Here is an 11,932-nt window from a genome sequence, read left to right as displayed (position 1 = left end):
ATTAGGTCTAATATTTCGCTTAATCATTACCGCCGAATAGGCGGTTTTTCTTATTAGTTTGCAATAAATTATTATCAAATAATTACATTATCCCTATGATATTAGATCTAAAAATATTGACTTTTACTGATTAATGTATAGAATGACAAACATGTAATGAAAATTACATGTTATTATTTCTATAAAATTAGATGTAATATAAAAGAAAACCCCAAATGTTCGAGATTTGGGGTTGTTTAAAATTTATCCAAAATATAATGGGAGGACAAAATTTTGTTTAAGGATAAAACGTTGACAATGCAATGTCAAATTTCAATTGACCAATTTGTATTTAATAAATTACAAAAATTTGTAATTGATAAACAAGCTGCAAATGATGAAGTTATTCTAAGTTTAGCATCAAATTCTAATTATTATTCAGTAAAAGATATTATGAAAATACTTAATATCTCAACTAGAAAAGAAGTTGAATTATTGATTAAAAACTTAGCGCTCAATCAATCAAAATATAGACATTTAAACACTAATAATCAATGGCTATATAATAATGAAGCACTTAATATATTAAAGTTATATTTAATTTATAAAGTAGCATAAAAATAAAAGGCTTATACTTAATTGTATAGGCCTTTTTGTTTAGTATATTGAAAATATAAGGAGGGCCAATGAATAATATTTCTTGGCAAGATATAAGAAAGGTTATTGTCGACTTTCTTCAGCAACGGCTTGCTAATAACAGCAGTTATAAAAGTGAACTGACCAAATTAGAAAAAGCTAAACAAGCGGGCGATCAAAAGGCTGTTAATGAATCTCAACAGAAGATGTCAGAACTGAGTAAAAGATTTGATTTTGAAAATTGGATGGAAGATGCTGCAACGCGTAGATTGTTTTGGATATCCATTTGTCACCACTCTTCTAAGGCCATTCATTCTTCAAGTTTAGGTGATAATGTTAACAATTTTACAATTACCAAACCAAATGAACAGCAATATATATCTTCATCAACACCAACACATTTAGTAGCTGATAGTTCAGGAAATGCTGCCGGTTTAGATATATTTTCTCTATTGAATCAATGTATTAATGGAGATAAAACATTATTAGAATTAATTATTGACGATCATCCAGCTGTACTAAAAGCGCTATCTGATGATGAGCAGAAAGCAGCAATCTATTTAGCCAATTTTAAAAAAGTTATTTTTAATGATTTTGAAAAACCGAAAGCTGACGAACTTAATAAGCAACTTTATTGGCCGAATAGTGAAGAGAGTTATTTGTCACAACAAGAAGATAATTATCGTTTGCTTGTTCCTCTGCATCCCACATCTTTGTGTAATGTCGTCTATCAAAAAGTACAAACCCGCTTTTCCGAAGAAAATAAAAAAGCTCGTGAACAACGGCGCTTGAAGGGAGCCGAACATCAACCTTATTTTACTTTTCATGAGCTTGCGGTGGTTAAACTTGGAGGGAGTAATCCACAAGGGGTAAGTCAATTAACTAGTAATCAAGGCGGTCGTAATTTTTTATTACCTTCAATGCCGCCTAAATTCGAGCGATCTCCATTTCCATCAATCAACTTAAATAAAGAAAGCGTATTTGACCATTCCCTACAATATTTCTGTCGGTATGGTTTTCGCTTACTGTTCGATATGGTTGCTGCACCCAAAAATGTAGTTGAAGAGCGTGACAATCGAAAAGATGCCTTTGCGGTTATTTTAACTTTATTGCTTAAATTTGCTCGGAATATACAAACTTCCATGCCGGCAGGTTGGAGTCGTGATTATTCGTTGCCAATGTCACAAAAACTTTGGCTTGATCCTAATCGGGCTGAACTTGAAGATGAAGAAAACTTTAAACATCAGTATGAGCAAGGTGATTGGTTAGGGGAGTTAGAGCTTGATTTTGCTTCCTGGATTCAAAAAGCCTTAAAAAAGAAATTCAAAAATATTGAAACACAATTTTCTGATGTTGAATATCGAGAATGGTGTCGTGAATTTCACGCGGCAGTAAAAGCAAGTCAACGTAGGAAGGAGGGGATCTTCTAATGGCATCTTTAAAATACTATCTTTTATTTGACCATGTCAAAATTCATAATGCTAATGCCATCTCCAGCCCATTAACTTATGGTTTTCCGGCTATTTCGGGCTTTTTAGGGGCGATTCATGCTTTAAATCGAAAAATTGAGTCGGATCATCCTATCTATCTTGATGGCGTATTAATCGCTTGTCATGATTGTGATGTACAAGTTTATCGACCTAATAATTATGCGGATTATACATTTCGACTCACTCGTAATCCATTAGCTAAAAATGGTGATACACGCTCAATTATCGAAGAAGGACGGGTACATCTAGATGTGTCTTTAATTGTTGAGGTGAAAATTGAGGATCGTGAAACCCTCGATGATGTTAATGATCAAGAAAAATTTATTAACCAGATAACACAAAAGCTCTATCAACAACGTATTGCTGGCGGTCAAGTTATTGATATTGAATCAGTAGGATTATATTCTGCTTCAGAATCTCTTGATGATTTAACTCAAGCTTTATTACCAGCCTTTGTCTTAGTTGAAGCACAGCAAGAGTTACAAGAAATCACCGCCGAGCTCCAACAAAAAGATCCGAATGCTACTGCACTTGATGCGTTAGTTGAAACAGCCATGTTGCATCATCATCCACAAGAAAAAGATCAGTGGCAAACTACATCGGTCAAGCAGGGGCGAGGTTGGTTAGTGCCAATACCACTTGGTTATCAAGCTATTTCACCATTGTTTGAAGCAGGAACGGTTGAACATGCCCGTAGTAATCAACATCCAACACAATTTGTCGAATGTATTTATGGATTAGGTAAATGGGTATTTCCACTAAGGTTACAAGAAAATTTATCACAAGCATTTTGGCGTTATAAATGCAGCGAACTGCAATCGAATGACGCAGATATATATATTATTAATCAAGATTAATTAAACAAGTTTAGCATTGAAAAAAAGGAATGAATTATGAGTAAAGATAAAATCACCACCGCATCAGTATTAGCCTTTGAACGTAGTTTTGATATTTCTGATGCCATTTTTGCCCAGCAAAATAGCCATGATGATCAAAAATTAACACCAGTTTTATTATCTGAAAAATCTGTTCGCGGTACCATTTCGAATCGACTTAAAAATGCTTTAGCAAATGATCCGGCTAAATTAGATGCGGAAATTCAAAAAGCTAATTTACAAACAGTCGATGTGGCAGCGCTTGATGCCGATAAAGATACCTTAGTGGTTAAATGGAGCTGTAAAGTACTACCTTTCTTAGGTTCGCCATCAGTCTGTAATGATATTGATTACCAAGAAGAGTTAACCAAAACGACTCAAAGCTATATTAAGGCTGAAGGGATGCAAGCATTAGCGAAACGTTATGCTATCAATATATTAAATGGCCGTTGGTTATGGCGTAATCGTATGGTTGCCGAACAAATCAGTATTAGCATTACTCGTAAAAAAGATGACAAAATAGCAACGATTGAAGTGAGTGATGTTAAGCAATATCAATTAAATTCATTTGATTATGATGACAAATCGGTAAATGACCTCGCTGCTTTGATTGAGGCAGGATTATTAGGCAAAGAGTTTGTTATTTTTGATATTCAAGCCAAATTAAAAATGGGATTGGGGCAAGAGGTCTATCCATCACAAGAATTAATTTTGGATACTGGTAAAGAAAAAAGTAAAGTCCTGTATGAAAAAAATGGTCAAGCAGCAATGCACTCGCAAAAAATCAGCAATGCCATTCGAACCATTGATACTTGGTATGCTGAAAACGCCGAGTTCCCAATTGCCATTGAACCTTATGGTGCAGTTACCACTATGGGACATGCTTTTAGACAACCTAAACAAAAACAGGATTTTTATACCTTATTTGATAATTGGGTACTGAAAGGTGAAAAACCAACGCTTGAACAACAACATTATGTTATCGCAGTTCTGATTCGTGGTGGTGTATTTGGTGCTAGTGGTAAGGAGTAATATTATGCTTACTCACTATTTTGAACTACGGGCAATTCCGCAACTTGAGATAACTGAAACTGAAGTGATTAATCAAGTTATGCAATCACTTCATCAGGTATTAGTTAACCATCAAGGTAATATTGCAGTTAGCTTTCCTTGTTATAATGTCCACAGAACATTAGGCGGAATTATCCGGTTATTTGGCGATGAAGCGCAGTTACAACAATTTAAAACGGCCTTACAGAAGCAGGCCGTAGTTAGTGATTACACGTTAGCTTTGCCAATAGCATCTGTACCGACAAGTGTTAAAGGTTACCTACGCTTAATTCGTATCAATCCTAAAGGACAAAGTGCTTTAAGACGAGCCGAAAAACGTTTAACCGCACAAGGTAAATGGTCAGCCGAGATAAAAAACAAAATGGTTGAAAAATGGGGCAGCCTTCATTTGAACTATCCACACCTTCATTTTGCTAGCAAAAGCACTGGGCAACATTTTATTATGTGGCTGAAACAACAAAAATGTGCAACGGCTATTGAAGGAACATTTAATAGTTACGGACTCAGCAAAACAGCAACTGTTCCTGATTTTTAACTAAATAATAAGGGCATTATTATAATGCCCTTAGCTGCCAATAATTAACAATATTAACGGTACAAATTTTGAGGAGCGTACTTTTTAAAGCTAAAAAATTTGAGGAAAGGGGTTTTTAAAACCTAAATACCATGCAGTGTTAACCCTTTTTTTAACTAAAAATAAAATTTTTAAAAATCAATTAATTGAAAAGCCACCAAAAAAAAGGGTTTTTGCAAAGTAAAATAGACTTTGCCTTTTGCACAACAATGTTTATAGTATTTGGGGTTCTCTTCAAGGCTGCATAAGCCGTTTAGAAACAGCTACCAAGCTTTTTTACGTAAATAATAGCTTCAAGGTTGCCATAAGTGGATTAGCAATATTGCTAAATGAGCTAAAAAACTGAACTCATATGTTCAGTTTTTTTGTATACTAACTTTTTGTATTCACTCGATAAGAGAAAATATAGGCAATAACAGCAATAATACCAAATACAAGAGATAGAAAAAACATTGTCTGATAGGCGCAATTTACTGAAATTATTTGATCTAGAGTTAGGTTGATTAATATTCCTGATAATACGCTTCCAAATGCACCTCCAATTTGCTGTATAACACGAGTGATAGCACTTGTATCCTTAATCTGATTTTTTTCACAAAACTCAAATGGAGAAGAGAGAACAGCAATCGTAGCAACACCTAATCCGGAGCCTCGAACAGTAAAACCGATGATTTCAGAGGCGTTTCCACCTACTTGAATTATTAATATACTTATTGCTGATATTATTAGACCTATACCAATAATTAGAAATGAATTTATCTCACTTAGTGATTTATAAATAAATTTTCTCGCCAACCAAGCTCCTACACCTTGTAAGGCAAGTAGCAGACCAATATAAGTAATGGATATATTATTATTTGTTGCTTGTATTAAAGGAAAAAAAATCATGAAACCGAAAAAGATAAGTGATGTCAGAAATCCCATAATTATTGCCAGAGAGTATTGATAGCAATTAAATGCACTTAAATCGATTAGTTTATTGTCTGACTTATTATTAGTAATAAATGAAACCATCATCAAACCAATACCTAAAACCAGCATAACAATATTAGAAATATCAAAAAAATGTCCAGAAGCAATATTTTTAATAGAGATAAAAAATAATATTAAAGCAATTAAAAATGTCATAAACACATAAATATTTATATTGTATTTAGACATTTTATTAGCAGGTATTGTCGTTTTGCCAAACAAAAAAGCCACAAGTACTAAAGGTATGTTGATAAAAAAAGCTATTCTCCAATTTAACTGCTCTGATATGATTGCTCCCAAAACTGGTCCTAGTGCAGGGGCAAAGACTGACGGAATAGCAATCAATGCCATAACCGGCTTTAGCCTTTGCTTAGCAAAATGAGTCGCTATTATCGATTGAGTAATAGGAATTAATATTCCTGCACCAAAACCTTGTAGACATCTAAACAGGATTAAAGAAACCAGATTATATGAAAATCCAACTAATATAGAACCAATAAGAAAAACAAAAATTGAGCCAATCCATGCTTTCTTAAGCCCAAAATTTTCATGTACATAAGGTGATAGTAATATGCCAGCTGCGCAAGCAAGCATATATATGGTAACCGTCCATTGTATATAAGCATAAGGGGCATTAATGTCATTCGAAATAGCGGGTAAAATAACATTAATAATACTGCTATCTAATAATGGCAATATACTAGATAGCGTCATCGCAAATACTAATTTTCTTTCTAAGATGGTTAGGTCTAGCGATTGTTTCATATTAAATCCTTTCCATATTATATTTAGTGGCGCCTTGTGTATATATTCCGCCGAATGTTAATGATGTAATTTCTTTATAATTTTTATGTTTTCCTTTCATATATCTGTTTCCTTATTAAAACCAGATTATTAAGCAATTAATAAATTTGAAAATTACTAATTAATTTGTCTAAAAAAACGATTATTTTGTTGATTTACACCTTATCTATTTATTGCTAACGTGTTACCTTTAACTTAATTGAGAAGACTTTAGGATAGCCAGTAGAATAGCGTTTTACTAGCCAATTTAAGCCACAAAATATCCCATCGGGGCCATATAAATGAATATTCCACTCATTTCTCCACAGCTTGCTTCTTCTGATAGCGAACCGATGATCATATCGACATCCAGCCACTCTTCACAAAGAGTGACACAACGTCATGGTCATTCGAGAGGACAGTTACTCGGCTCATTACAGGGATTAATTTCAATTGAAGCAGAAAGTAGTCAATGGGTAGTGCCTGCAACTCATGCTGTCTGGATCCCCCCGAATGTACAACATAGTCTTCTTGGAACGCATGGACCATTCGAAGGATGGAGCCTCTATATACAAAAAAATGCATGCATTAAACTACCTATCAAACCATGCATTTTAGAATTATCTGACTTATTGCGCGAAGCAATTAACCGAACCATGTCATGGCATAATTCAGAACTGCAACCAGAACAGAAGCGATTAATTGCCGTGATACTTGACGAGATTAGAACAATCCCGCAAGTTGAGCTAGCACTGCCAATGCCTAAAGATATGCGTCTGTTAAAAATCGCTTTAGCTTTGTCTGATAATCCTAGTGATAATAGAAACATTAATGAATGGGGCGTTTGGGCTGGTATTTCTCGACGTTCATTAACACGTCGATTTACCAATGAAACTGGATTTAATTTTACAGAATGGCGTCAGAAACTGCGCATGTTAAAAGCGTTAGAATTGCTTGCTGCTGGAAAACCAATTACAGAAATATCTTTATATTTAGGTTATGACAATATTAGTGGATTTATTGCTATTTTCCGGCGGAATTTTGGGGTAACACCAGGTAATTATCAAAGAGCCATGCGAAACCGTCTCTGATGGCGAAAGTTTACTAATACTACTATTCAAAATGATAATCATATTAATGATAAATTAAGCAAATAAACCTTTGCCAAATTTCATAACTTAATTAGCAAGAAAAGTCCTTTTAAGTAAGCTGAAAAAATTTGAGGAGCGGGGTTTTTGCAGACTAAAATCCATCCATTAAATCACTAAAACTAGTTATCACATTAGCTAGGGTCAATAATAAAAGTTTATTTTGATAAATCAGTTTAGTGCTTCTCATTTAGCGACATTAGCAAAGTGCTGACAACAAAGTGAGATTAGCATGGCAAACCGGGAAGTTTGGCAAGGCTGTTGTTTGTCAGGAACAAATCACAGCCGCTGCGTTAACAGCGAACGATGGCGGAAGGCAGTCACATCGTGACCACTTGCGTAGTCGCCGCGGGAGTTGGTAAAGAGGGTTCGCGCCAACCCTCTTTACTCGGACGTAACCTTGGTATTGAAATAACCACCAAACAACAAAACGTCCGAAACTCACCGAATAAAAAAATTTGAGGAACGGGGTTTTTAAAGCCCAAAATCTTCCAAAAAAACAATTCTAAGGTGTTAGGTTGCGCAAAAACAGCTATTTGCCTTTTGCTGTACAATCTCCCAGACAATGTTTATAGTAGTTTATATTCTGAATTAATATTGGTTTTGATTACTAGCGATATTATGAAGCTTCAACAGTTACGTTACATTTTAGAAATTGCCCGCTCAGGCTCAATCAATGAGGCTGCTAAAAATTTGTATATTACTCAACCAAGTTTATCAACCGCAGTGAAGGAGTTGGAAGCTGAATTTGGTATTGAAATTTTTGTACGGACATCTAAAGGAGTTTCATTATCGACTGATGGAGTTGAATTTTTAGGTTATGCAAAACAGGTTTTAGATCAAGCTCAGTTGCTAGAACAGCACTATGCTAAAAAAGTACCTTCCAAACAACTGTGTAGCATATCAACCCAACATTATGCATTTGCAGTAAACGCTTTTGTTAATTTAATCAAAAAGAATCATACGGATGAATATGAGTTTACCCTACGTGAAACTCGCACTTACGATATTATAACTGATGTTGCTAATTTACGTAGTGAAGTAGGTATTTTGTATCTAACTGATTTTAATCAAAAAGTTATTTTACGCTTGCTTAAAGAACATCGTTTAACTTTTAATCCACTATTTGAGGCTGATCCACATGTATTTATCAGTACCAATCATCCTTTGGCGGCCATGAAGTCTTTAACATTAGATGATTTAGAGGATTTTCCCTATCTTTCATTTGAACAAGGCGAATATAACTCTTTTTATTTTTCCGAAGAGATTTTAAGTACTGTGTATCATAAAAAAAGTATTCATGTCAGTGATAGGGCAACGTTATTTAATTTATTGCATGGATTAAATGGCTATACAATTAGTACCGGTGTGCTCAGTACTGATTTAAATGGTTCAGACATTCTATCTATCCCTTTAGATGTCGAAGAAAAAATATTAATTGGCTGGATAACATCACAAAAAGCACAGCTAAGTTTATCGGCACAAAATTATATCGAAGCGTTGAAAAAGCTTATTCAAGAAGAGTATGGTTTTAAGCTCAAATAAGCGTTTGCGATTAATAAATCAAATTGCTATTTCAGTAAATTCCAGTATAATTGCGCACGATTCATATATTTATTATATGAATGCCGAGGGATGTCTGAATTAGAGATCGGTCATTCCATTTTTTATATTTATTTTAAGAGGTTTATTATGTCTCTAACTGTAGAAGCTAAAGCGAAAATCGTTGCTGAATATGGTCGTGGTACTAACGACACTGGTTCAACTGAAGTTCAAGTTGCTCTTTTAACTGCACGCATTAATGACTTACAAGGTCATTTTTCTGAGCATAAAAAAGATCACCATAGCCGTCGTGGTTTATTACGCATGGTATCTAGCCGTCGTAAATTATTAGATTATTTACGTCGTAAAGACTTTGAACGTTATAGCCAATTAATTCAAAGACTAGGTTTACGTCGCTAATTATTTATCTACTTGAAAAGAGGCTTAGGCCTCTTTTTTCATTGTGAAAATTCAAAGCTTTGGTATAATGCAGAGTTCGAAAAGCTAAATAAATGCTTTGAAGATAGAAATTAATAAAATAAAAGATTGTATCTCATGTTTCGCGCGACTAATGAGAGCTCTATAGTTTATAGATTTGTCATTAGTCGTGACAGTGAAATAATCTTTTGTTTAGTATCCCACACATAGTTGAAGTGTGTATCAATATGTTCCAGCATCATGCTGCTTCCTGTCGAAATATCATACTTCAACGTGATTTATTACAAGAGGACATTATTTTGTTTAATCCGACATATCAAAAATTCCAATATGGTCGTCATACTGTTACTTTAGAAACGGGTATTATGGCGCGTCAAGCAACCGCTGCAGTTATGGTTAACATGGACGATACTGCTGTATTTGTCACTGTAGTTGCTAATAAAAAAGTTAAAGAAGGACAAGACTTTTTCCCTTTAACTGTTAACTATCAAGAACGTACTTATGCTGCAGGTCGTATCCCTGGTGGCTTTTTCAAACGTGAAGGTCGCCCAAGTGAAGGCGAAACATTAATTGCCCGTTTAATCGACCGTCCACTTCGTCCATTATTTCCTGAAGGTTTTGTTAATGAAATTCAAATCATTGCAACAGTGGTATCAGTGAATCCTGAAGTAAGCCCTGATTTAGTTGCTATGATTGGTGCATCAGCTGCACTTTGTTTATCTGGCGTTCCTTTCCATGGTCCAATTGGTGCTGCTCGTGTAGGCTTTATCAATGATGAATTTGTGTTAAATCCATCAGTAAAAGAATTAGCAACAAGTCGCTTAGATTTAGTTGTAGCAGGTACCAAAAGTGCTGTATTAATGGTTGAATCAGAAGCTGATTTATTAACTGAAGACCAAATGTTAGCAGCGGTGGTATTTGGTCATGATCAACAACAAGTTGTAATTGATAATATCAATGAATTTGTTGCTAAAGCGAACTGTGAAAAATGGGATTGGGTTGCACCAGCTAAAAATGAAGAGCTATTTAATGCGGTTTCTGAATTAGCTAAAGATCGTTTAGGTGAAGCTTATCGTATTACTGAAAAACAAGCTCGTTATGCGCAAATCGATTTAATTAAAGAAGAAGTGTTAGCCACACTTAAAGAAAAAGATGAAGAACTTGACGAAAACGAAGTTATCAACATTATTGTTGATTTAGAAAGCCAAATCGTTCGTCAACGTGTTATCGCTGGTGAGCCACGTATCGATGGTCGTGAAAAAGATATGATTCGTGCTCTGGATATTCGTACCAATGTATTACCAAGAACTCATGGTAGCGCATTATTTACTCGTGGTGAAACGCAAGCACTAGTTACCGCAACTTTAGGTACTGAACGTGATGCGCAGATCATTGATGAGTTAACTGGTGAATATACCGAACGTTTCCTTTTACATTATAACTTCCCTCCATATTCAGTTGGCGAAACAGGTATGGTTGGTTCACCAAAACGTCGTGAAATTGGTCATGGTCGTTTAGCTAAACGTGGTGTTGCTGCGGTAATGCCAAGCAAAGAAGAATTTCCATATACTGTACGTGTAGTTTCTGAAATTACTGAATCTAATGGCTCTTCTTCAATGGCTTCAGTTTGTGGCGCATCATTAGCATTAATGGATGCTGGTGTACCAATTAAGTCTTCTGTTGCTGGTATTGCAATGGGTCTTGTTAAAGAAGGTGATAACTTTGTAGTATTATCTGATATTTTAGGTGATGAAGACCATCTTGGTGATATGGACTTTAAAGTAGCTGGTACCCGTGAAGGTGTAAGTGCACTACAAATGGATATCAAAATTGAAGGTATCACTAAAGAAATTATGCAAGTTGCATTAAACCAAGCTAAAGGTGCACGTTTGCATATTTTAGGGGTAATGGAACAAGCGATTAATAAACCTCGTCAAGAGATATCTGAATTTGCTCCTCGTATCTATACGATGAATGTTAATCCAGATAAAATCCGTGATATCATTGGTAAAGGTGGTGCAACGATTCGTGCATTAACTGAAGAAACCGGTACTACCATTGAAATAACTGATGATGGTACAGTGAAAATTGCGGCATCTGATGGTAATAAAGCACAAGATGCAATTGCACGTATCAATAATTTAGTTGCTGATGTTGAAATTGGTAAAATTTATACCGGTAAAGTCACTCGAATTGTTGATTTTGGTGCTTTTGTTTCAGTTATTGGTGGAAAAGAGGGACTTGTACATGTTTCTCAAATCGCTGATCATCGAGTTGAAAAAGTTGCAGACTACTTAAAAGTAGGTCAAGAAGTGAATGTTAAAGTACTTGAAATTGATCGCCAAGGTCGAATTCGTTTAAGTATGAAAGATGCGGTTGAGTCAGCCCCAGAAGTTGCACCAACAGCTGAATAAAATATGATTC

At 35.0% G+C, this 11,932-nt stretch carries 11 protein-coding genes; 10 read left to right on the top strand and 1 reads right to left on the bottom strand.

Annotated elements, in window-relative coordinates; all coding sequences use genetic code 11:
* Positions 1 to 273: 273 nt before the first annotated feature.
* The 5 genes from B6D18_RS02700 (at position 274) to cas6f (ending at position 4,586) form a co-directional block, all read left to right on the top strand.
* The gene (locus tag B6D18_RS02700; protein ID WP_144063943.1) at positions 274 to 597 is read left to right on the top strand and encodes a hypothetical protein; all 324 of its coding nucleotides are present in this window, start codon (positions 274 to 276) and stop codon (positions 595 to 597) included.
* Positions 598 to 665: 68 nt separating this feature from the next.
* Positions 666 to 2,045: a type I-F CRISPR-associated protein Csy1 gene (csy1, locus tag B6D18_RS02695; protein WP_086363020.1), complete on the top strand. Its 1,380-nt coding sequence runs from the start codon at positions 666 to 668 to the stop codon at positions 2,043 to 2,045.
* A complete protein-coding gene (csy2, locus tag B6D18_RS02690; protein WP_086363019.1) occupies positions 2,045 to 2,962 on the top strand; it encodes a type I-F CRISPR-associated protein Csy2 in 918 nt (305 codons plus the stop codon). The genes csy1 and csy2 overlap by 1 nt, the downstream gene beginning before the upstream one ends.
* 36 nt (positions 2,963 to 2,998) lie before the next feature.
* Positions 2,999 to 4,012, top strand: coding sequence for a type I-F CRISPR-associated protein Csy3 (csy3, locus tag B6D18_RS02685; protein ID WP_086354134.1), 1,014 nt, complete (start codon positions 2,999 to 3,001; stop codon positions 4,010 to 4,012).
* Positions 4,013 to 4,016: 4 nt separating this feature from the next.
* Positions 4,017 to 4,586 carry a type I-F CRISPR-associated endoribonuclease Cas6/Csy4 gene (cas6f, locus tag B6D18_RS02680; RefSeq protein WP_086363018.1) on the top strand — a complete coding sequence of 190 codons (570 nt, stop codon included), beginning with the start codon at positions 4,017 to 4,019 and terminating at the stop codon, positions 4,584 to 4,586.
* A 411-nt stretch (positions 4,587 to 4,997) separates the two neighbouring features.
* Here the strand turns inward: cas6f and B6D18_RS02675 are convergent, their stop codons facing one another.
* Complete coding sequence (locus tag B6D18_RS02675) at positions 4,998 to 6,362, bottom strand: MFS transporter (RefSeq protein ID WP_086363017.1); 1,365 nt, start codon at positions 6,360 to 6,362, stop codon at positions 4,998 to 5,000.
* A gap of 320 nt (positions 6,363 to 6,682) precedes the next feature.
* On the opposite strand from B6D18_RS02675, the gene B6D18_RS02670 reads away from it, so the two are divergent.
* The 5 genes from B6D18_RS02670 (at position 6,683) to pnp (ending at position 11,922) form a co-directional block, all read left to right on the top strand.
* Positions 6,683 to 7,471: a helix-turn-helix domain-containing protein gene (locus B6D18_RS02670; protein ID WP_086363016.1), complete on the top strand. Its 789-nt coding sequence runs from the start codon at positions 6,683 to 6,685 to the stop codon at positions 7,469 to 7,471.
* Positions 7,472 to 7,855: 384 nt separating this feature from the next.
* Positions 7,856 to 7,990 (top strand): hypothetical protein, encoded by a 135-nt coding sequence (locus B6D18_RS12885; protein WP_256363478.1) that lies wholly within the window; start codon positions 7,856 to 7,858, stop codon positions 7,988 to 7,990.
* 159 nt (positions 7,991 to 8,149) lie between these two features.
* The gene (locus B6D18_RS02665) at positions 8,150 to 9,073 is read left to right on the top strand and encodes a LysR family transcriptional regulator (RefSeq protein WP_065651727.1); all 924 of its coding nucleotides are present in this window, start codon (positions 8,150 to 8,152) and stop codon (positions 9,071 to 9,073) included.
* Between the two features lie 147 nt (positions 9,074 to 9,220).
* Positions 9,221 to 9,490, top strand: a complete 270-nt coding sequence (rpsO, locus tag B6D18_RS02660) for a 30S ribosomal protein S15 (protein WP_065578587.1) — start codon at positions 9,221 to 9,223, stop codon at positions 9,488 to 9,490.
* Between the two features lie 317 nt (positions 9,491 to 9,807).
* Positions 9,808 to 11,922, top strand: coding sequence for a polyribonucleotide nucleotidyltransferase (pnp, locus tag B6D18_RS02655; RefSeq protein WP_086363056.1), 2,115 nt, complete (start codon positions 9,808 to 9,810; stop codon positions 11,920 to 11,922).
* Positions 11,923 to 11,932: the final 10 nt, after the last annotated feature.

Source organism: Gilliamella sp. A7, from assembly GCF_002142015.1.
GTDB classification, from domain to species: domain Bacteria; phylum Pseudomonadota; class Gammaproteobacteria; order Enterobacterales; family Orbaceae; genus Gilliamella; species Gilliamella apis_A.
The sequence above is the reverse complement of the archived record's forward strand: the minus strand, read 5'-3'. Positions and strand labels throughout refer to the sequence as shown.